The 20334-nt window shown below is 41.9% G+C and carries 23 protein-coding genes; 17 read left to right on the top strand and 6 right to left on the bottom strand.

The features are described from left to right. Window positions 1-47: 47 nt before the first annotated feature. Window positions 48-932 (bottom strand): LysR family transcriptional regulator, encoded by an 885-nt coding sequence (locus NSS87_RS16720; protein WP_339241416.1) that lies wholly within the window; start codon window positions 930-932, stop codon window positions 48-50. Between the two features lie 332 nt (window positions 933-1264). Between NSS87_RS16720 and NSS87_RS16715 the strand changes: the two genes are divergently transcribed. The 10 genes from NSS87_RS16715 (at window position 1265) to NSS87_RS16670 (ending at window position 8605) form a co-directional block, all read left to right on the top strand. After that, complete coding sequence (locus NSS87_RS16715; protein WP_042193985.1) at window positions 1265-2197, top strand: phosphate ABC transporter substrate-binding protein; 933 nt, start codon at window positions 1265-1267, stop codon at window positions 2195-2197. 91 nt (window positions 2198-2288) lie between these two features. Continuing rightward, complete coding sequence (gene pstC, locus NSS87_RS16710; RefSeq protein WP_042128137.1) at window positions 2289-3191, top strand: phosphate ABC transporter permease subunit PstC; 903 nt, start codon at window positions 2289-2291, stop codon at window positions 3189-3191. Next, window positions 3188-4084, top strand: coding sequence for a phosphate ABC transporter permease PstA (gene pstA / locus NSS87_RS16705; RefSeq protein ID WP_042128135.1), 897 nt, complete (start codon window positions 3188-3190; stop codon window positions 4082-4084). Before pstC ends, pstA begins: the two co-directional genes overlap by 4 nt. A gap of 39 nt (window positions 4085-4123) precedes the next feature. After that, window positions 4124-4900 carry a phosphate ABC transporter ATP-binding protein PstB gene (pstB, locus tag NSS87_RS16700; RefSeq protein WP_042188599.1) on the top strand — a complete coding sequence of 259 codons (777 nt, stop codon included), beginning with the start codon at window positions 4124-4126 and terminating at the stop codon, window positions 4898-4900. Window positions 4901-5019: 119 nt separating this feature from the next. Next, entirely contained in the window at window positions 5020-5622 is a 603-nt protein-coding gene (locus NSS87_RS16695; RefSeq protein ID WP_339241410.1) for a nitroreductase, read from the top strand. Between the two features lie 240 nt (window positions 5623-5862). Then, window positions 5863-6042 (top strand): helix-turn-helix transcriptional regulator, encoded by a 180-nt coding sequence (locus NSS87_RS16690; protein WP_042132222.1) that lies wholly within the window; start codon window positions 5863-5865, stop codon window positions 6040-6042. Between the two features lie 2 nt (window positions 6043-6044). After that, on the top strand, window positions 6045-6512 hold the full coding sequence (locus NSS87_RS16685) for a DUF6773 family protein (protein WP_339241408.1): 468 nt from the start codon (window positions 6045-6047) through the stop codon (window positions 6510-6512). 83 nt (window positions 6513-6595) lie between these two features. Beyond that, window positions 6596-7312, top strand: coding sequence for an MBL fold metallo-hydrolase (locus tag NSS87_RS16680; RefSeq protein WP_339248601.1), 717 nt, complete (start codon window positions 6596-6598; stop codon window positions 7310-7312). Between the two features lies 1 nt (window position 7313). Further along, complete coding sequence (locus tag NSS87_RS16675) at window positions 7314-7886, top strand: WHG domain-containing protein (RefSeq protein WP_339241407.1); 573 nt, start codon at window positions 7314-7316, stop codon at window positions 7884-7886. 26 nt (window positions 7887-7912) lie between these two features. Continuing rightward, window positions 7913-8605 (top strand): hypothetical protein, encoded by a 693-nt coding sequence (locus tag NSS87_RS16670; RefSeq protein WP_339248599.1) that lies wholly within the window; start codon window positions 7913-7915, stop codon window positions 8603-8605. Between the two features lie 71 nt (window positions 8606-8676). On the opposite strand, the gene NSS87_RS16665 is transcribed toward NSS87_RS16670, so the two are convergent. The 3 genes from NSS87_RS16665 to NSS87_RS16655 all read right to left on the bottom strand — a co-directional run bounded on the left by NSS87_RS16665 (window position 8677) and on the right by NSS87_RS16655 (window position 11594). Then, window positions 8677-8859: a hypothetical protein gene (locus NSS87_RS16665; RefSeq protein ID WP_042128123.1), complete on the bottom strand. Its 183-nt coding sequence runs from the start codon at window positions 8857-8859 to the stop codon at window positions 8677-8679. Window positions 8860-9080: 221 nt separating this feature from the next. Continuing rightward, window positions 9081-10310, bottom strand: a complete 1230-nt coding sequence (locus NSS87_RS16660) for an aminopeptidase (RefSeq protein WP_339241403.1) — start codon at window positions 10308-10310, stop codon at window positions 9081-9083. A gap of 51 nt (window positions 10311-10361) precedes the next feature. Beyond that, window positions 10362-11594 (bottom strand): aminopeptidase, encoded by a 1233-nt coding sequence (locus tag NSS87_RS16655; protein WP_339241401.1) that lies wholly within the window; start codon window positions 11592-11594, stop codon window positions 10362-10364. A 177-nt stretch (window positions 11595-11771) separates the two neighbouring features. Between NSS87_RS16655 and NSS87_RS16650 the strand changes: the two genes are divergently transcribed. Further along, entirely contained in the window at window positions 11772-12047 is a 276-nt protein-coding gene (locus NSS87_RS16650) for a hypothetical protein (protein ID WP_042188584.1), read from the top strand. Window positions 12048-12108: 61 nt separating this feature from the next. On the opposite strand, the gene NSS87_RS16645 is transcribed toward NSS87_RS16650, so the two are convergent. Beyond that, the gene (locus NSS87_RS16645) at window positions 12109-13455 is read right to left on the bottom strand and encodes a TrkH family potassium uptake protein (RefSeq protein WP_081393020.1); all 1347 of its coding nucleotides are present in this window, start codon (window positions 13453-13455) and stop codon (window positions 12109-12111) included. Window positions 13456-13616: 161 nt separating this feature from the next. Here NSS87_RS16645 and NSS87_RS16640 point away from each other — a divergent pair, with 161 nt between their 5' ends. Genes NSS87_RS16640 through NSS87_RS16630 form a run of 3 tightly spaced genes read left to right on the top strand, consistent with a single transcriptional unit; the run spans window position 13617 to window position 14982 of the window. Further along, complete coding sequence (locus NSS87_RS16640) at window positions 13617-13970, top strand: VOC family protein (protein ID WP_042193979.1); 354 nt, start codon at window positions 13617-13619, stop codon at window positions 13968-13970. Between the two features lie 25 nt (window positions 13971-13995). Further along, window positions 13996-14424, top strand: coding sequence for a GNAT family N-acetyltransferase (locus NSS87_RS16635; RefSeq protein WP_339241396.1), 429 nt, complete (start codon window positions 13996-13998; stop codon window positions 14422-14424). A gap of 24 nt (window positions 14425-14448) precedes the next feature. Next, a complete protein-coding gene (locus NSS87_RS16630) occupies window positions 14449-14982 on the top strand; it encodes a GNAT family N-acetyltransferase (protein WP_042188581.1) in 534 nt (177 codons plus the stop codon). A 36-nt stretch (window positions 14983-15018) separates the two neighbouring features. Here NSS87_RS16630 and NSS87_RS16625 read toward each other — a convergent pair whose 3' ends face one another. Next, window positions 15019-16344 carry a hemolysin family protein gene (locus NSS87_RS16625; protein ID WP_042188579.1) on the bottom strand — a complete coding sequence of 442 codons (1326 nt, stop codon included), beginning with the start codon at window positions 16342-16344 and terminating at the stop codon, window positions 15019-15021. Between the two features lie 113 nt (window positions 16345-16457). Here NSS87_RS16625 and NSS87_RS16620 point away from each other — a divergent pair, with 113 nt between their 5' ends. The 3 genes from NSS87_RS16620 to NSS87_RS16610 all read left to right on the top strand — a co-directional run bounded on the left by NSS87_RS16620 (window position 16458) and on the right by NSS87_RS16610 (window position 20319). Beyond that, window positions 16458-17225 (top strand): DUF1836 domain-containing protein, encoded by a 768-nt coding sequence (locus NSS87_RS16620; RefSeq protein WP_042188578.1) that lies wholly within the window; start codon window positions 16458-16460, stop codon window positions 17223-17225. Window positions 17226-17307: 82 nt separating this feature from the next. Next, window positions 17308-18519 carry an MFS transporter gene (locus NSS87_RS16615; protein WP_143759352.1) on the top strand — a complete coding sequence of 404 codons (1212 nt, stop codon included), beginning with the start codon at window positions 17308-17310 and terminating at the stop codon, window positions 18517-18519. 195 nt (window positions 18520-18714) lie between these two features. Further along, entirely contained in the window at window positions 18715-20319 is a 1605-nt protein-coding gene (locus NSS87_RS16610; RefSeq protein WP_339241391.1) for a TerB N-terminal domain-containing protein, read from the top strand. The last annotated feature ends 15 nt before the right edge of the window (window positions 20320-20334 follow it).

Below are 20334 nucleotides of genomic sequence, written 5' to 3'. Positions count from 1 at the left end.
CAAAACCATTTTGGCTTTGGGCGCTCCCTTTTATAAAATAGAAGGACCTATACGTTGTTTAATATATCGGCAAAAGATTGCTGCAATGGCGTTAATATATGATCTTTTCGCCAAGCCAGTACAAAACCACCGCTCTCAGGCAAAACTCCCGGTAGAGGAGCATAACAAAGACGACCTAACGCAAGTTCTGCTTCAATGCTAACTCTAGAACAAATACCTACGCCATCTCCCTCGCTAACTAACATCTTTAGAGTTTCAGGTGAATTCAATTCGGATCGGTTCCACAAGCGAATATGATTTATTTCTGCCCATTGATCCGCAAATCCCCGTAAACAAGAACCACCCTCATACTGAATCCAAGGCTCAAGCGCGATCTGTTCTGGTGTTAACTTCTCTATAGTTGCAAAAGGGTGACCAGGGGCAAAAATGAGCACAGGCTCGTCGCGGACAACCAGCTGAAAGTTAAAGGATTCATCATGCCAATCAGAAGTGTGTAAAATAGCCATTTGAATTTCCCGGCTTCGGAGTCGTTCCTTTAACAAAGTATCACTTTGGATCGTCATTGAATTATTAATCCCAGGATATTGTTTCATGAATTGGATTAGCGCTTTAGGTAAAATATAAGTTGCAGGTATATAACTTGCTTCCAGCTTTAAAGTACCTTGTGTTGGTGAAGAAAACTGTTTAACAGTACGTTCAGCTTCGGCTGTAAGTGAGACAATCTTGAGCGCATATTGATAAAGGGCACGACCCGCATCTGTGAGCAGTACTCTTCCACTTCGATATTGGAATAAAGGCGTTCCAAATTCATTCTCTAGATTCTTCATATGAAAAGATACTGTGGGTTGTTTAAGGCCTAATTCAGCAGCTACATCGGTTACTTTCTTATATTTTTCAAGTAGGATAACGATCTTTAACTTCATAATATTCATGATTTTCCTCCGTACAATGATAAGTTGGATAACAAATTATATCTCCATTATAGATTAAATCTATACATATATATAGTTTCTATTGGTATTTTTATCGTTGGCTTTACAAAGTTAAGAAGTTTCTCTAACGAACGAGCTCTAGAATAAGAAGAGTCAGAGGGGCCAAGAAGCTCCGGACAACAACAATAACATATGCGTACAATGCACTTTTACAGTAAACAAGCATATGGGGGCCAAAGCTCCACAACACCATGTTAAAGCTTTCCAAGCCAGTTCCGTATGAACTGTATGAGGAAGCCGTGCTAACAAAACATTTAGGAGGAGACAAAACAATGCAATTCAAAAAATCTTGGGTTATGACTTTGGCTTTAACAAGCGTACTAGCACTTTCAGCTTGCGGTAATGGTGGGGCAAACAACACGGGAGGAAACGCTGCAGCTACAAATGAAGGTAGCGGCGCTAAAATAAGTGGTTCGATTCTAGCTTCAGGTTCAACAGCACTACAACCATTGGTTGAGCTGGTAGCCGAGAATTTCATGGATAAAAATGCTGGTGTGGACATTCAGGTTCAAGGCGGCGGTAGTGGTACTGGTCTTACTCAAGTAGCTGAGAAACAAGTAGATATCGGTAACTCTGACGTATTCGCAGAAGAAAAACTAAAAGATGCAGATGCAGAAAAAGCAGCAGCTCTTGTAGATCATCAAGTAGCAGTAGTAGCGATCGCAGCAGTAACTCATCCGGATGCTGGTGTGGACAGCTTGACTAAGCAACAGCTTATCGATATTTTCACAGGAAAAATTACAAATTTTAAAGAAGTTGGCGGAGCGGATCAAAAAATCCAAATCATCAACCGTCCAGGCAGCTCCGGTACTCGCGCAACCTTTGAAAGCTTTGCACTTGGAACTAAAACTGAAGATATCCCAGGATCGATTCAAGAAGATTCCTCCGGTACTGTTAAGAAAATGATCGGAGAAACTCCAGGGGCTATCGGTTATCTGGCTCTTTCATACCTTGACGATTCAATCAAAACACTTAGCCTTGATGGTGTAGAAGCATCTGTAGACAATGTTATTTCTGGTAAATATCCAGTATGGGCTTACGAGCACATGTACACAAACGGCGAACCAAATGAAACAGTAAAAGCATTCCTTGACTTTTTCTTGACAGACGAAGTACAAACAGGTGAAGTCGTTGAGCTTGGATACATTCCAGCAGTAAAAATGCAAGTTACTCGTGACGTTGCAGGAAATGTTACAGCTAAGTAATTCACTTCTAAGTAATTTGTAAGGATTAGAATCTCAAGTGATTAGAGGCGGATACATCTGCCTCTCTTTTCACTTTAGAAAGAGGGAGCAATTGAGGGTGAAACTAAAGAACTCACGCATCGAGAAACATCATATTGAAGATTTTGTGGGACGTACATATATGTCCTTCTGTGTACTGCTATTGATAACAATCATTGTATCGATGGTATATTTTGTGGCGTCTAAAGGTATTTCAACTTTCACAAGCGGTGATGTTAGCGTTACTGATTTTCTATTCGGAACAAAGTGGTCACCTGAAGCAGATACGCCATCCTTTGGTGCTTTTCCGTTTATTACGGGATCCTTCTTAGTTACTCTACTTGCAGCATTGATTGCTAGTCCACTTAGCCTTTGCGCTGCGCTGTTCATGACTGAGATTGTCCCAGGATGGGGCAAAAAATTGCTTCAGCCCGTAATCGAGCTGTTGGCAGGTATCCCTTCAGTTGTTTATGGTTTTATCGGATTAAGTGTTATTGTACCGTTTTTACGCAACAACCTGCCTGGTCAAGGCATCGGGGTAGCTGCAGGCGCGCTTGTGCTCTCGGTCATGATTCTTCCGACGATTACAAGCGTGGCTGCAGACGCGCTGGCTTCATTGCCGCAAAATTTAAAGGAATCCTCCTATGCGCTTGGTGCCACCCGGTGGCAGACGATCTCTCGAGTGATTATTCCGACAACGTTTCCTGCAATTATGACTGGTATTGTACTGGGGATGGCACGTGCATTCGGTGAAGCCCTTGCTGTACAGATGGTTATCGGGAATGCGCCATTCGTACCAAAATCACTCTTTGAATCAGCTTCTACCCTGACGAGTGTAATCACGCTTGGAATGGGGAACACAACCATGGGCTCTGCACACAATAATGCTCTGTGGAGTATGGCACTGGTTCTTATGCTGATGACCTTTGTATTTGTCTTCTTTGTGAGACTGCTTGAAAGGAGAAATAAAATTTGAAGCCAAGAACCGTAAATAAAATTGCCACAAGCCTTATTGTGTTTTTCGCATTGCTCATCGTAGCTATTCTGGTTGGTCTATTAGGATATATCCTCTTTCGAGGTCTTAGTCACATTAGTTGGGATTTTCTATTCTCTGCACCGCAAAAAATTCGAGCAGGTGGAGGGATTGGCCCTCAGCTATTCAACTCCTTATTCCTTTTGGTACTCACGCTAATAATTACAGTACCTCTAGGACTGGGTGCCGGTATTTACATGGCTGAATATGCTCGTCCAGGAAAAATCACCGGCTTTATTCGCTTAATTGTTGAGGTATTATCTTCGTTCCCTTCAATCGTAGTCGGCTTGTTTGGTCTATTGCTGATTGTTAACTATTTTAATCTTGGCTTTTCCTTAATCTCTGGAGCACTGGCATTGACGGTCTTTAATCTACCGCTGATGGTTCGGATTACTGAGCAAGCTTTCCGTAGTGTTCCGAAGCAACAAAAAGAGGCTGGTTTTGCACTAGGATTGTCCAAGTGGAAAATCGTAACCTCCGTGTTGTTCCCAGTAGCATTACCAACGATTATTACGGGTACTATTTTGTCTGCTGGCCGTGTCTTTGGGGAAGCAGCCGCGTTGATGTTCACTGCAGGAATGAGTAGCCCAAGACTAGATTTCACTAACTGGAATCCACTTAGTCCGAACTCACCACTGAATCCTTTCCGTCCAGCTGAAACACTGGCTGTTCATATCTGGAAGGTAAATAGTGAAGGCCTTGCTCCTGATGCCGCGCAAATTGCTGCGGGAGCTTCAGCAGTACTTGTAATTATGGTGTTGATCTTCAACTTGGCAGCACGTTATTTCGGTAGATTTATTTATCGTAAGCTTACAGCTTCAAAAAGAATGAACTAATTCCTAAAAACTAAAGTAGAGATGTAGGAGGAGTAATCGATGGGAACGTCGGCAACAGCAGTGCGTGAATCTTTTCAAACCGAGGACCTGAGTATTTTTTATGGAACATATGAGGCAGTTAAGGGGATTAGTCTTCCTTTTGCTGAAAATACGGTTACTGCACTGATCGGCCCATCCGGCTGCGGTAAATCAACCTTTCTTCGTTCACTGAACCGTATGAATGACGAAATCTCCGGATCAACAACCAAAGGAAGCATCTGGATTGATGGCGTTGATATTAATGCTCCTGGCACAGACGTTATCAAACTGCGTCAGAAGATCGGTATGGTTTGGCAAAAACCCAATCCGTTCTATAAATCCATTTATGATAACATCGCCTTTGGACCGAAGTACCATGGGGTAAAAGGAAAAAAAGCACTCGATGAGATTGTAGAGAGCAGCCTTCGTAAAGCAGCATTGTGGGATGAAGTGAAGGACCGTTTAAAAGATTCAGCATTAGCTTTGTCCGGTGGACAACAGCAGCGCCTTTGTATTGCAAGAGCGTTGTCAGTTAACCCACAAATTCTACTCTTGGACGAACCAGCATCCGCATTAGATCCGGTTTCCACTGGTAAAGTAGAGGAGCTCATCAAGGAGTTAAAAGAAGAGCTACGCATAGTAATCGTGACACACAACATGCAGCAAGCTGCACGGATTTCTGATTATACGGCTTACTTCTATCTGGGATCCCTTATAGAATACGATAAGACGGATAAGGTCTTTACTAATCCAGAGAATCAAATGACACAAGAATATATCATGGGTCGTTTCGGCTGAAGCCTTCAACATCGTTCCTTAGGGAACGGTGTTTTTTGTTTCTATTATTTGCAAATCGCAGATAGATAATGTATCATTAATGATAATGATTATCATTATTACTATAGGGAGTGGATCTCATGACTCAAACTCAACCGACTCAAAAGAATAGCGTAGCTGAAGTAATAAGAGAAAGACGCTCTATTAAGCTTTTTAAAAAAGATCCACTGCCACAAGGTCTATTAGAGGAACTGTTAAATGTAGCTGTATGGGCGCCCAATCATGGGGTGCGTGAGCCGTGGAGATTTATTGCTTTTCAAGGTGATGGTACAAAGTTCTTGGCTGAAGCGGCATTTGCTTTCGTGAAACGTGCTTTTTCTGATCCTGAAGTGGCTGCTAAGCGAAAAGAATATATCTCAAATATTCCTTTAACGTTAATTGTGGTGATGCCTGAGGATCCTCGGCAGAGAGAGTGGGATGAGGATTTTGCAGCAGCGTCAGCACTTGTGCAGAACTTCCAGCTAGCAGCTTGGGAGCAAGGTGTGGGAACGATTTGGAAGACCGATCCTTATATCAATAATCCTGAATTCCGTAACAAAATTGGTGTGAAGCCAGGAGAGAAGATCATAGCTATGATCCATGCCGGATACCCGGAGACTGTGCCAGACAGCCGTCCACGCACGGATGCTTCTGAACTGCTGAAGATCATTGATAGCTATCCAGAGAACGCTGTAGTGGAATAAGCAGAAGGTTTTACGGTATTTGAATAATGAATATTAAAAGAATATATATCCGAAGCATCCGAAGGGGTGCTTTTTTGTTGTAAGTTCAAGCTCCTAATGTCGTATGGTCGGATAGCAAAATCGCGTTAAATGTTTATAGCAATATATAATGTACATAATGAATGATATTGATTACAATTTGGTTAAGTGGATGAATTTAAATAAGGAGGGAAAAGCGTGGGGGAGAACAAGAACATCAAGATGAAACTGGCACGTATACAAAAAGATCTTTCCCAAGAACAGTTAGCGGAAGTTGTAGGGGTTACAAGACAGACGATTGGTCTGATTGAAGCCGGGAACTATAACCCAACGCTTAAGTTGTGCATAGCTATCTGCAAGGCATTGGATCGATCTTTAAACGATATTTTTTGGGAGGAATAAGGGTGAGCAGGACAAGGATTAAGGATGAGCGGATTATCAGTGAAATTCAGAAGTTTAGTACGCATGGTTTTATGATTGTGTTCGTGGGCTTTATGGTTAGTCTTTTGGTAAAAGTGTTTATTCTGCAATGGGACATTAAGTATTGGTTGGATACGTTTGTGATTGTGATGGCAGGGTGTTTGTATATTACTGTTCGTTCCGTTAAAGATGGAATATATCTGCTACCGAGTAAAGAAGGCGATGTAAGACGGTATAAGAAAATCAATTTAATTGGGGGAGCTGTCAGTACGTTAATATGGGCCGCTTTAATGTTCCTATCTGATTTTAGAGTAGCCGGGGAGTTGGATATTGCTAAAAGTATCATGAGCACCCTTGTGGGTTCCGTTATATTTTTCGTTGGGATAACATGGATGCAGTGGTTCATTATTAAAAGATCTAATAAAAATGCGGACAAAAGTCTAGATGGATAAGAAAACTAATAATTCACTCTTGTAAAACTAATATGATTAGTTTATATTTAAGCTAATACCATTAGTTTTATGGAGGGGTAATGATGAGAGTAACGCGTGAAGGTCATTTATTACAGCTAACTTGGATGCCAAGAGTGTTTCCTGTGAATTGTTACATCATTGAGGAAGAGAATGAGTTGACTTTGATAGATGCGGCAATGCCGTTCAGTGTAAAAGGAATTATAGATACCGCAGCGAAGCTTGATAAAAAGATCACTCGTATTATATTGACGCATGCTCATGACGATCATATAGGTGCACTGGATGAGCTAAAGAGACAGCTTCCAGCGGCTCAGGTGTACATTTCAGAAAGGGATGCAGCATTGCTTAGTGGAGATCGTTCCCTTCGTGAGGGAGAACCTCAGACCCCTATAAAGGGAGGCGTGCCCAAGAAGGTAACAACGAGACCAGATGTATTGCTCTATGATGGAGATACCATTGGTTCATTAACAGCAATTCTAACTCCTGGTCATACCCCTGGATCTATGTCTTTCATTGATTCACGAAGCGGCGCTGTTATCGTTGGAGATGCTTTTCAAACTTTCCGGGGAACTGCAGTTTCAGGAACCATAATTCCTTGGTTTCCGTTTCCGGCTATAGCAACCTGGAGTAAAGATCAAGCATTAAAAAGTGCAATTAAGCTTCTAGAGGCTTCCCCGACTATACTGGCTACTGGACATGGAGACTTACTTAGAAACCCAGTACAAACCATGGAGAAAGCTATTCACAAAGCACAAATGATTCAAGATAGGAGTAATTAAAATGTCACCTAGAGCAGGATTAGATCGTCGTACGCTAGTTATTGCAGCAGCAGAAATTGCCGATCATGAAGGAATAGAGGCCGTAACCTTAGCCGCATTGGCTAACAAACTAGGTGTTCGGTCTCCGTCTTTATATAATCACATTAACGGGCTACAGGAATTGCGCACACAACTTGCGATTTATGGACTAGGTGAGCTTTCCAATGCAATGAGCAACGCAGCTAAAGGCTTTAGTGGAGACGCTGCTGTACAGGCGATGGGGCGAGCGTATGTGGACTTTGCTAGAAGCAGACCTGGATTATACGAGACAACGTTGCGAGCCCCTGAACAGGCAAATACGGAGCTGGAAACGGCAAGTGATCATATTTTGAAGCTTATCATTCATGTGATGAAGGATTATCAATTGGGTGAGGAAGGAGAAATTCATGCAGTACGCGGGTTACGAAGCATTTTGCATGGCTTTGCCTCTTTGGAACAAAAGGGCGGTTTTGGAATGGCGCTTGATACGAATGTAAGCCTATCTCGGCTCATCAGTACTTATATTGCTGGGATCGGAAATATGAAGTCTAAATAATGGAGTACATAGGAGATGATGTTGTGATGTATAAGGGATATGAAGAGGAAAGTGTTATCACCTTTGAGGAAACTGCAGAAATCGTTACCAAGATTGGGATTTTGCCGCTTGCCACTCTGATTCCTGAGCACCCATCTTTAAATGGATTAACGAAAGCGGAGAATTGGCATACGGGTTCAGAGCTAGATCCATGGTCATGGCGTGTAAGGTTTCCTGGTGAAGGCTTGGCTGGATACGGTAAATTTGTTAAGAAGAAAGCTATCTTGGTCTCTAGGGAGTGGTTTCCAGCATTTGTGGCAGCTGTAGGTAGTACTAAATCTATAGAAGAACGTTATAATGACGGATTGGCCAGCAGAGAAGCAGTGACTTTACTGCAAATTATCCGTGAACATCAAGGGATTGATACGCGTATACTTCGTATTGAAGCTGATATGAAGGCTAAAGAAAAGAAGACGGCTTTTGATAATGCGGTTACGGAGCTTCAGGCATCGCTGGACATCGTTATTTCAGGTGTAAAAGAACGCCAAAATGCAGAAGGTGAGAAAAATGGCTGGAGCAGTACCTCGTTTGAGACTGTAAGCCACTGGATGGAAGATAACGGTCTTTCCTCATTTGAAGGCGATAGAGAAGAGGCAATAGCTTGGCTACATTCCAAAATGAATGGCATATGGTCGCCTACAGCAATAGCCTGGACGAACAAAGCATTCTCATGGAAATAAAAACGGTTAATCACTACTCCCATGAGAGTGATTAACCGTAAGCGTTTTCTAATAAAATCATATCCATCACATTATTGTTCCAACATAGGTGCCAAGTAAGCAATCAGGAAATACAAGAATCCGAAAAACAGCATAACATAGGCGGTATATTTGATTGCATTAGATGCAACAATTCTTGAATCCACCGGTGCTTGAATTTCGAGCTGTTCTTCTTCAACGCTGTCAATTTCATTGGATATTGGGTCTCTCAACATGATAATCCCCTCCTTGGAAATTAGATCCTTAACTGTATTGTGACATATTTGTGAACGGAAATCAACAATAGTGTGAACAAATATTGAACTTTTATTCAAATTTGGACTATTTATTTTCTGGATATCTAGTTTGCAATAAAAAACAACCTGCTTTTGTCCTCGGAAGAGGAACCAAGCAGGTTGTTTGGCATTTTATTTATTCAATAATTTAAGCGAAGAAATTAAGCCCAATCTCCATCACGGAAGATCGGTACGGTTGTTCCATCATCCTTAATACCATCAATGCTCATTTCAGGTGAACCCATCATAAAATCAACATGTGTATGGCTTTGGTTCATTCCTTTTTCCTGCAATTGTTCTTTGGTCATTGTTGTACCCTCTTGAAGGGTAAAGGCATATGCTGCACCTAACGCCAAATGGCAGGAGGCATTCTCATCAAACAATGTGGTGTAATATAGAATTCCGCTCTCGGAGATCGGGGAGTGGAAAGGCACCAAAGCGACTTCTCCAAGATAAGCAGAGCCTTCATCTAACGCGATAAGGGAAGCAAGCGTTTCTGAACCTTTTTCAGCGGTGAAATCCGTTACTTTGCCGTTCTCAAAGGTGAGGGTGAAATTATCAATAAGATTACCCCCATAGCTAAGCGGCTTAGTGCTGCTTACCTTACCATTCACACCAGACTTCAGTGGGGCAGTAAATACTTCTTCAGTAGGGATATTGGCTAGGAAAGGAACTCCTTTGCCATTGACAGCTCCTGCTTGACACCAAATATGCCCTTCTGGTAGCTCAATCGTCAAATCGGTTCCATGTCCTGTATAGTGCAGCTTACGGAACTTATTATCATTCAAAGCAGTACAACGTGCTTTCAGGCCATCTAAATGTTGACTCCATGCTTGAATAGGGTCAGCTTGATCCGCACGTGTAGCTTTAAAGATAGCATCCCATAGCAAATCAATCTGCTGATCAGGTGATGCTTCAGAGAATACCTTTGCCGCCCACGATGCTGATGGGAAGGCTACAATACTCCAGCTTACGTGATTCCCCATTAACAACTCACGATATGGAGCTAATGTCTGTCCAGAGATCCGCTGATTATCTGCAATTCTTCCTGATTCAACACCGTTCAACAGATCTGGATTCGTTGAAGTTATCGATAGAAATGCTGCACCTTTTTTAGCCAGATCTTCTAATTCATCTGCTTGCCATTGTGGCGGTTCCAAGAAGGAATCGGATGGAGCGAGGTCATAACGTGTACGTGTAACAACCTCGTCGCTATAATTAACCTTGACGAGCTTCGCACCCGCTTCATAGGCTTTGCGTACGACAAGACGCACTAGTTCTGCCGAAACGATGTCGGCATTTACAACAAGGGTCTGCCCAGGTTGGATATTAACCCCAATCTTCACTGCCAGCAACGCATAGTTCTCCAGTTTTTGCTTGAAATCTAACATAGTTTCAACTCCTCCCAATATCTCTAGTCTTTTATTTCATATTTGCAATAATTAGAACGCCCAGTTTCCATTCAGGAATACAGGTTCTTCGGTTCCATCAGCAGATATACCATAAATGTTCATTTCCGCTGAACCGATCATGAAATCCACATGGGTAACGCTATTATTCAATCCATGTGCAATCAGTTCATCAGGAGTCATATCCTTACCACCTTCTAAGCAGAAAGCATAAGCCATACCTATAGCCAGGTGGTTGGATGCATTCTCATCAAACAAGGTATTGTAATAAAGAATATTGGACTCAGAGATAGGGGACTTATGAGGAACTAACGCAACTTCACCGAGGTATTTAGCGCCTTCATCCATACTAATGAGGTGTTCTAGTGCTTCTTGTCCTTGCTCTGCACTAACACTAACAATTCGTCCATTCTCAAAAGTAATAGAGAATCCATCGATAATGTTGCCGCCATGGCTAAGAGGTTTTGTGCTTCGTACGGTGCCATTCACGCCAGTCTTTAGAGGGGCGGTAAATACTTCTTCAGTAGGCATATTGGCTACAAAAGAATGACCCTTAGCATTAATACTGTCTCCTTGTGCCCAAATATGGCCTTCTGGAAGTTCAATGCTTAGGTCCGTACCAGGTGCTATGTAATGCAGCTTCTTATATTTTTTTGCGTTGAGTACATTTGCTTTTTGATCTAAGGTGTTTAGATGTTCTTGCCAAGCAGCTACCGGATCTTCACGATCAAGACGTACGGTGTGGAAAATAGCTTCCCAAAGTTTATTTACACGTTCTTCAGCTGGAACATTCGGGAATACTTTATCCGCCCAAGCCTGACAAGGTACGGCAACAATACTCCAGCTAACTTTGTCGGACATTTGCATTTCACGATATTTGGTGAGTGCGGCTCCCCGTACTTTTTGATAATTTGAAATGCGTACAGGATCAATACCTTTAAGTGCATCAGGATCTTCCGCGATCACGTTAAGAATAGCTGCACCCTTCTCGGCGAGTTCGGTCATTTCACCTGCGTACCAAGTAGGAGGCTCAGTGAACACTTCTGATGCAGCATGTTCAAACTGCTGGCGTGTAATGCTTGCATCACTCCAGTTCACCTTCACCAAGCTTGCTCCAATCGCATATGCCTTGGCGGTAATCATACGAACGAAATCAGCTGCAAGAATCGGTGCATTCACCACCAGAATTTGCCCTGGTTGAACGTTAACCCCAATTTGCACAGCTAAATCTGCATATTTACTAAGCTTTGCCTCGAAATCAGTCATCGATATTTCCTCCAATTACTAATAGTTTGGTACTTTACAAGTATTGTACTAAATTATTAACCGCCGGATGAAAAAAGTCAATTACATGGAATTTACAGTGTAAATTGAGGAATTACATTCATTTCAATGCTATACTGAGAGGGGAAATGATTTGATGAATGGAAGGAAGATTAGCGGATGAATTTAGAGATCGTAAGTGCTGAAATGAGCCGTAAAGAGGATAAAAGCTATGTAGGGAGGACGATATTTACTCTCGAAAACCATAAGGCTCCATATGAGATTACTTTTTTCAGTACAAGAGGAACGGAATGGGATTACAGCCTAAGCTTTGCTGGTGAGCCTGGAAGTGAAGAGCAGTTCTTAGAAACTGACGCGCTACTTGAAAATGATGACGATGTATACAATCAATTGCTTGATGCCGCACTAGATAAACAAGAGATCGTTGAAGAGTAAAACATACAAGTGTTGATTGATTACCAGCGGCAATAATCATTGCCGCTGGTTACATCTCACCTTATCCGATTGTAATCTTACCTTCAGGATATCTGTAAAGTTCCTTACTACCCTTAGGTTTGAGTGCATAAGCTAGAGTAAGCGGACCTGTCCGACCCAGAAACATTAGAAAAATAATGAGCACTTTACCCGCCGTAGTCAATTCTGGAGTAAGTCCCATGGAGAGACCAGAAGTCCCGAATGCAGATACGGATTCAAAGAGTACAGCAAGAAAGTCAGCCTTTTCTGTCACGGATAACAACATCGTAGCAATGACCACTAACATTAGAGACATCAGTGTCATCGTCACGGCTCTATAGACATTTTCTTTGGCGATCCGATGACGAAACATTACAATATCCTCTTTACCCCTTAGTCTTGCAGAAACCGCAGCCACTAGAACAGCGAACGTAGTAATCTTAATTCCCCCACCAGTAGATCCAGGCGCAGCCCCTATGAACATTAGCAGAATCATTAGAAATTGTGTAGATTCCCGCATCAGTGGAATTTCAATCGTAGTGACGCCACCTGAACGTGGTGTTATCGCTTGTAAAAATGTAGCCATCATCTTTCCACCTGCACTCAAGGGCTTCAGCGTAGAATTAAATTCTAGTAAGAAAAATAGAGCAGCCCCAATGACAATCAATATCATCGAGGTCGAAAGAACAACCTTAGAATGTAGAGTAAGCTTTTTACGTTTTGGAAAGTCAAAAACATCAGATAGAACGATAAAACCGACCCCTCCAAGAAAGATGAGGATCATTGAGGTGAAATTCACTATAGGATCATTTACAAAACGTGTAAGTCCACTAAAGGGCCCATGAATGTCACCGAATAAATCAAAGCCTGCATTATTAAAAATAGATATGCTGTGAAAAATTCCATAATATACAGCTTTCCCGAAAGGCATATCCATCATAAACCTACCGGCAAACACGATGGCACCTGTGAGCTGAATAACAAGGGAATAGATCAGGACTCTGCGGATCAACTGGACAATACCTTGCATGGAATTCTGGTTCATAGATTCTTGCATAAGAATTCGCTCTTTAAAGGATATTCGTTTATTAAGGACCAAAGTAATCAAGGTGGCCATCGTAATAAAACCCAATCCCCCAAATTGAAATAATACGAGTAGAACAACTTGTCCAAAAGTAGTCAACTGTGTGCCCGTATCAATGACTGCCAGACCTGTAACACAGGTTGCCGATGTAGCCATGAATAATGCATCAATAAAAGAAATATGCCCTTCTACTGAGGCGACCGGCAAACTAAGTAAAAAAGTTCCGGCAGTGATAAGTATTACAAATCCTAGTGATAAGACTTTTGGTGGAGTTAATTTCAATCCACCGAAGTTCAGATTAGCCAATTCAATTCTCCTGTCATACGTGAAATTAGAGTAGTGCACACAAAATTATAACATAACTTGCCAGACCTTCCCTAAGTGGAGGGAGGTAATTGACATATTTTATCGAATTATTCTAGAATAACACCCTATTCTGCAACTTTAAAGAGGAGGCTTTCTTAATGGTGGTAAGTCCGATTCTGAATCAGATTGGTGCAGTTTTTATTCCGGTAAAGGATATTGAGAAATCCAAAGAATGGTATTGCCAATTGCTTGGTTTGCCTTTGGATGGTGAAGTATTATTCGGGCATCTATACGTGATCCCCATGCAAGGACCAGAAATCGTATTAGACAGCAAAATTTACACTTCTGAGTCCGTTCTTAATATCCCCTCTTTTCATCTAAATACCGAGGATATTGATGCTGCTTACGATTATGTGAAAGCAAATGGCGGAGAGATTCTTACGGATATCGAGCATGATCATTGGTTTAATTTTAAAGATCCGAATGGTAATGTTATCATGGTCTGCCGTTGTTAAGAACGTTTAAGAAAGGAATAAACAAATGATAAGAGAGGCTGTTTCTGAAGACGCATTGTATATTGAAAATTTATATCGAATGTTATTGCCTGAGCAGACAGCTATACAAGTGTCACCGGACCGACTGAAGCGGATAGCTGACAATACGGATAGTTTTCTTTATGTGTACGAAGAAGAAGGGACTATTGTTGGTACGCTTCATCTTCATTTATGTATGGATGCTTTATGTGATGATCGACCCTTTGCTGTCATTGAAAGAGTCATCATATCACAAGAGGTGAGAGGGAAAGGTTACGGAGCGAGACTAATGAGATACGCTGAGCACGTAGCCACTTCTAAGGGCGCCCTTAAGATCATGCTATCGAGTGCGGTCAGAAGAGAGGATGCACATCAATTTTACGAGCATCTTGGATACAATAGCAGCTCCAGTAAGCTGTTCAAAAAGTACTTATAGCTATTTATGATTGGAAGTGATGATATGATGGTTACACTTAAAGTGCTTATACCAGAGGATGCAGAAGAATTACTTCGATTACAGCATCAGTTGGATCAGGAATCCAAATTTATGTTATTAGAGCCGGATGAACGACAATCCAGTCTAAATCAGGTCAAAGAGATGATCGAAAGCTTCGCTTTAGCAAATACTTCAATCCTTATTGGTGCTGAGGTTGATAACCATTTGATAGGTTTTATGTCGGTTAGAGGTGGAAATGTTAGACGCAATCGCCATAGTGCGTACATAGTCATTGGAGTTCTAAGACAGCATCAAGGTCAGGGGATTGGTACGGGGCTATTCAAAGAACTGGATGTATGGGCTAAGAATACTGAAATTGTCCGGTTAGAGTTAACAGTTATGACCCATAATGAGCTAGCGATGTCGCTATATATCAAAAATGGGTTTGAGATCGAAGGGACAAAGAGAAAATCACTTGTGATCGATGGTCAATGGGTGGATGAATATTACATGAGTAAGATTTTGATAAAAGAAAAAAGGATAGAGGATCAGATTTAATCTGATAACTCTATCCTTTTTTTTATGATTAAAAGCTTATGAATTCTCAAGCTCTGACGATTCAGTGTCACCAGTGGTCTCAATGATGACCTCAACCTTGCGTACACGGTATCTGTTCATTTCACGGATGATTAAGGTTACGTTGTCATGTACAATGCTTTTGCCAACGGCCGGATCTGGGATATGACTATATAACCAGCCTCCAATCGTTGTCACTTCCTCATGTTCGAAATCAAGACCGGTAAGCTCCTTGACCTCAATTAAAGATACCTTACCATCGAACAGATAATTTGTATCGCTTAGTTTCTCAATTTCTCTGCGCTCATCACCGTCAAATTCATCTCGAATTTCACCAACGATTTCTTCCAAAATATCTTCAATTGTGATGAGTCCAGACGTTCCGCCATATTCATCAAGCAGCAGGGCGATATGCACCCGCTCCAACTGCATACGTGTTAAAAGGTTCTTAACAGGTGTTACCTCAGATACGGTTAGGACTGGCTGAATCAAGCCTTTGAAATCAAAATCAGGGTTATTGTCATATTGCAAATAAAGCTGTTTCGTATTAATCATTCCGATGATATTATCCTTGCTACCTTCTGCAACCGGGAAGCGAGTATATTGTTCCTTACGAATAATCTCAAAATTTTCTTTCAATGAATGATTGGTGAAAAGACATACCATATCCGTTCGTGGAACCATGATTTCTTTGGCCAACATCTCGTCAAAAGTAAAGATACGGTTGACATAGCCATATTCAGCTTTATTGATTTTTCCACTTTCATAGCTTTCGGATAAGATCAAACGAATCTCATCTTCACTATGAGCGTCTCCATGCTCACTGGCAGGCTTCATCCCAAAAAGGCGAACAAGCAGATTTGCGGAACCATTCATAAACCAAATGAGTGGGTACAAAATTCTGTAGAACCAAATAATCAGCGGTGATGTAATTTGACCGATTTTTTCCGGAATGTTTATAGCTACTGTCTTCGGAGCAAGTTCCCCGACAACGACGTGTAGGAATGTTGCAATGACGAATGCGAATAAGAACGCAAGAGGGTGACTCACACTTGGACTAATATTAGCCCAGTCGAATACCGGAAGGAGCAACTGCTCAAACGCTGGCTCTGCCAGTGCACCAATACCCAGTGCAGTGATTGTAATCCCGAGCTGACAAGCAGATAAGTACCCGTCAAGATTAGCAGACACTCGTTGTACAGCAAGCGCGTTCTTCTTTCCCTCGATCACCATTTGACTGATCTGACTACCTCTAAGTCTCACCAATGCAAATTCCGTTGCTACAAAAAAAGCGGTTAAAATAATCAAAATAGCCACCAACGTCAAACTAAGTCCTATACCCATATAATCTTTACCATCCCTTTCGTTCCTAAAATAGGTTATACTCATATTATGAGTTCTTATGAACTATTCTACGAACTTTTCAGAGAAATATCAAATGGTGGAGGGAAACAGATATGGAATCATTTGCATTGACTCGTGTGGAGATGTCCAGTCTTCTGCTCTCATTGACCGGATTATCAGACCGGAAACCGCTGAATATCCTCCAAGAGGCATGGACTAAATTTCATCTTGATGAAGTACAAAAGGGGACTTCGTTACCCGCTTTTTTATCTACAGATGTTCCACCCATTTTTCAAAAGATCATTAAGGGGCATGATGTAAAAGGCTTTTCACTCGGTGAAATTGCTTCATTAGGCCATCTAATAGAGTATTCCACTTTGACTGTGACAACTATGCAAAATTGGGTGAAGCGTGATTTTAAGGAGTATCTCGGTTCTCCAAGAGAAGGAAAGAAGTATTCAGTTAATCAGGCAGCACTTCTGTTTATGATCGATGATCTCAAATCGGCCCTGAATTTCGAAAGTATTCGTCAGCTATTCCGATTAATGTTCTTAAAGCCAGATCGAGACGATGATGATCTTATAGAACCGACAAAGCTGTATTACGCATATGCTGGGCTGTTTGAAGAGATCAAGAGCAATCCAACTATACAAACCCAATGTAAAGTAGATCAACTTTTACACAAGGAGTTCTCCTGGAAAGAAGATTCCCTGCTTAGAAGTTCCACAGATCGTGTGATCAATCGGCTGACGCATCTTACGAGATCTCAGAGAGAGTCTGTCCGCAACATACTTCTGATAGCCACGATAGCTGTTCAGACCTGTTATTTTCAATCGCTTGCCAGACAATACTTTAATGCAGCTTTATTTCTTGATTTTTGAACGCTTCAATTTTAATATGTATAAGTGAAACAATCAAAAGTAAGTTTCATAAGATATATGTTGGATATAAGGGGGCTTAGAAGTGAATCAAATGACACTGCTGCGGAATCCGAAGCAAAGGAAATTACTCTTCAGTGCAGGCTTAAGCTGGATGTTCGACGCGATGGACGTCGGGATGATTTCTTTTGTTGTAGCGGCTTTAGCCAAGGATTGGAATCTGGGACCGGAGCAGATAGGTATATTGACAAGTATTAACTCCGTGGGCATGGCTGTGGGTGCTGCGGCAGCAGGGATATTAGCCGATCGTTTTGGACGTAAACCGATACTTTTATGGACACTCCTAATTTTCTCGGCTGCGAGTGGGTTATCGGCTTTTGCAACAGGCTTCGGAATACTCTGTGTACTTAGATTTATCGCTGGCTTTGGACTAGGTGGGGAGCTGCCCGTCGCCTCAACATTAGTGTCTGAAAGTATGCCTGCCCGTGAGAGAGGCCGTGCGGTTGTGCTGCTGGAGAGCTTTTGGGCGGTTGGATGGATCGCTTCTGCTTTAATTGCATTCTTTGTTATTCCTGATTATGGCTGGCGTGTAGCATTCGGTATTGGTGCTGTTCCTGCTCTATACGCTCTATACTTAAGACGCGCTATAGACGATTCACCGAAGTTTGCTGAGATCAAGAAGGCGCCTGTGTCCTTGAAAAAACGTATCACAACAGTATGGTCACCAGAGTATCGTCGTTCTACGATTATGCTGTGGATTTTATGGTTTACTGTAGTGTTTTCGTATTATGGGATGTTTCTATGGCTGCCTACAGTTATGGTACTTAAAGGCTTCAGCTTGGTTAAAAGCTTCGAATACGTGCTTATCATGACGCTAGCTCAGCTGCCGGGTTACTTTACTGCCGCTTACTTCATCGAGAAGTTCGGACGTAAGTTTGTCCTGGTCATCTATATGCTGTTCACTGCCGTTAGTGCGGCATGGTTCGGAAATGCAACTACAGAAGGAATGCTGATGGCTGCTGGAATCTGCTTATCATTCTTTAATCTCGGAGCATGGGGTGGCATGTACGCTTATACACCAGAGTTGTACCCAACAACTATTCGTTCAACAGGCGCTGGTTTAGCGACTTCCTTTGGACGGATTGGTGGCATCATCGCTCCTTTGTTAGTAGGGGTGCTGGTAGGTAAATCTATAGCGATTGGCTCGATATTCATGTTATTTTTTGTAACGATTATTATCGGTGCGTTAGCGGTGCTCTTCCTAGGAAAAGAGACAAAGGGAACGGAGCTCCTGTAGAGGATAATTCTTCATTACATACTTGATGTTAATCTACCAACAATGCTAAAATTTAATAAGAACAAAACGGTTCCTTCACAGTTGTGAACAGGGCCGTTTTTTTTAACATTAGAAACTACTATACATTTAGGGCCCCCGCAAAGAAGGCGTTATGCTTGCATTAGTCCTTCTTTTATAAGAACGGAGCGATCGAACATGAGTAAGGATAGGAATCAGCCTCATTTCACGGAATTAGTCTGGGAAAGTACGGAACAAAATGTTCCTATTCCCCCGCGAAATTCATCAGAACCAGCGCTGCCAAAGTTATCTACTGCAAATGTAGGGAAGCCTAAAGAGTCGTCTGAACCTTCTTTACAGCTTCAGCTTTGGGATCTGGAGACCGACACGCCGGAGCCTGTGACAACCACCGAAGGTCAGTTTGTAGCTAGAGCGAAGGAGTTGGAACATAGAACCGAGGATTCGGCGCTATTTATTCCTTTTAAGAGTTACTGGCCAACGTATGGTCATATGACGGGCACGCAAAGTAGATGGTATTTTTATTGGCGCAATGAAGTTAGACAGGGTAGATATCCGAAAACGGATCTTTCATATATTTTTCTGCACGTGTATGAGCTTATTAATGGTGTAGGCTGGCAAGATCCTTATGATGGCTATAAGCAGCTCAGTCAAATCTGGGAAGCTTATCGTGAAAATTATAAACGTCTGGATCAATATTTGGGTGGTTGGATCGCGGACTTCTCGTTTGTTCATCATTTGAATGTGCCTCTATCTTTAATCGTTGCTCGTTCACGCGGTCTTGCCGGAGATTTGGCAGAGCTAGAGTTAGAGAGATGTCTTACTGTAGCTCCTGAGCAGTTAACCTTTACGGTATTAACAGCAATGTCGGACTACGATATTAGTAAATCGAAGTTTTATATGGGGGAAGGTAAAGAAGCCCTTGAACGATATATTCCACAGGTAGTGGCATTAATCAACGCTTATGTCAGTCAGAAACATGGTTCGAATTTGGTTGAAATGTTCCCACCAGGCCCCTCAGTATTGCGGGAGCGTTATTTATTTCGTAGCGCCGTATATGATATTTCGCTATATGGTTATTCAGTGCTTATACCGGTTGTGCGTATCAGTAAATCTCCACCGCTTCGCAGTTTGATTACAAGGCTATTCCGTTTGACTGAGAATAAATTACGGGAACTGCTGGGGTATCGAGGACGGCTCAAAGGGGTTAATGTGGATGCGGATATGGATGACCTTATCACTCGTTTTCTGAAGCGGGAATTTGAGAAAGAGAAACAGGAAGATAAGGGGCCGGCAGTAGTTATTGATCGTGAGAAGCTTGAAAGGCTGCAGAGTGATTCCGAGATTGTACGAACCATGCTTACGGTTGAGGAAATGAACGAGCTGGAAGAACTTGAGGATAGCGGTTTTGAGATTACTAATGAGGAATCCGAGCTTGAAGAAGTAGTAGAAAAAGAAGAATTTGAAGATATTGAAGATGAAATCATTGTACCGCTTCAGTCTCCTGAGCCTGAATTAACTATAAAAGAAATTCAATCTGCTAACGTAGATACGGAATGGGAGCAGTTCTCTAATGCTTTAAGTCCACTCCAACACGAAGCTTTGATTGCGTTTATGAACGAGGATGGAACACAAACCATACAGAAGCTAGCGGCTGCAAATGGCACGATGTCAGAACTCTTGATTGATGAGATCAATGATATCGCAATGAACATTCTAGGTGATTTGATCATAGATGATGAAGAAATTGCAGAAGAATATAAAATTCATCTGCTTAATATTTAATGGGGTGAACTTTGG

Source organism: Paenibacillus sp. FSL F4-0243 (genome assembly GCF_037963295.1).
In the GTDB taxonomy this organism is placed as follows: Bacteria; Bacillota; Bacilli; order Paenibacillales; family Paenibacillaceae; genus Paenibacillus_AQ.
Note: the sequence above shows the minus strand (reverse complement) of the source record. Positions and strands in the feature narration are given on the sequence as shown.

What these genes read in the sequence shown, in the direction of transcription:
- NSS87_RS16720 (WP_339241416.1), bottom strand. Translation starts at nt 932, where the DNA reads ATGAATATTATGAAGTTAAAGATCGTTATCCTACTTGAAAAATATAAG.
- NSS87_RS16715 (WP_042193985.1), top strand. Translation starts at nt 1,265, where the DNA reads ATGCAATTCAAAAAATCTTGGGTTATGACTTTGGCTTTAACAAGCGTA.
- pstB (WP_042188599.1), top strand. Translation starts at nt 4,124, where the DNA reads ATGGGAACGTCGGCAACAGCAGTGCGTGAATCTTTTCAAACCGAGGAC.
- NSS87_RS16695 (WP_339241410.1), top strand. Translation starts at nt 5,020, where the DNA reads ATGACTCAAACTCAACCGACTCAAAAGAATAGCGTAGCTGAAGTAATA.
- NSS87_RS16690 (WP_042132222.1), top strand. Translation starts at nt 5,863, where the DNA reads ATGAAACTGGCACGTATACAAAAAGATCTTTCCCAAGAACAGTTAGCG.
- NSS87_RS16680 (WP_339248601.1), top strand. Translation starts at nt 6,596, where the DNA reads ATGAGAGTAACGCGTGAAGGTCATTTATTACAGCTAACTTGGATGCCA.
- NSS87_RS16675 (WP_339241407.1), top strand. Translation starts at nt 7,314, where the DNA reads ATGTCACCTAGAGCAGGATTAGATCGTCGTACGCTAGTTATTGCAGCA.
- NSS87_RS16670 (WP_339248599.1), top strand. Translation starts at nt 7,913, where the DNA reads ATGTATAAGGGATATGAAGAGGAAAGTGTTATCACCTTTGAGGAAACT.
- NSS87_RS16665 (WP_042128123.1), bottom strand. Translation starts at nt 8,859, where the DNA reads ATGTTGAGAGACCCAATATCCAATGAAATTGACAGCGTTGAAGAAGAA.
- NSS87_RS16660 (WP_339241403.1), bottom strand. Translation starts at nt 10,310, where the DNA reads ATGTTAGATTTCAAGCAAAAACTGGAGAACTATGCGTTGCTGGCAGTG.
- NSS87_RS16655 (WP_339241401.1), bottom strand. Translation starts at nt 11,594, where the DNA reads ATGACTGATTTCGAGGCAAAGCTTAGTAAATATGCAGATTTAGCTGTG.
- NSS87_RS16650 (WP_042188584.1), top strand. Translation starts at nt 11,772, where the DNA reads ATGAATTTAGAGATCGTAAGTGCTGAAATGAGCCGTAAAGAGGATAAA.
- NSS87_RS16635 (WP_339241396.1), top strand. Translation starts at nt 13,996, where the DNA reads ATGATAAGAGAGGCTGTTTCTGAAGACGCATTGTATATTGAAAATTTA.
- NSS87_RS16630 (WP_042188581.1), top strand. Translation starts at nt 14,449, where the DNA reads ATGATGGTTACACTTAAAGTGCTTATACCAGAGGATGCAGAAGAATTA.
- NSS87_RS16625 (WP_042188579.1), bottom strand. Translation starts at nt 16,344, where the DNA reads ATGGGTATAGGACTTAGTTTGACGTTGGTGGCTATTTTGATTATTTTA.
- NSS87_RS16620 (WP_042188578.1), top strand. Translation starts at nt 16,458, where the DNA reads ATGGAATCATTTGCATTGACTCGTGTGGAGATGTCCAGTCTTCTGCTC.
- NSS87_RS16610 (WP_339241391.1), top strand. Translation starts at nt 18,715, where the DNA reads ATGAGTAAGGATAGGAATCAGCCTCATTTCACGGAATTAGTCTGGGAA.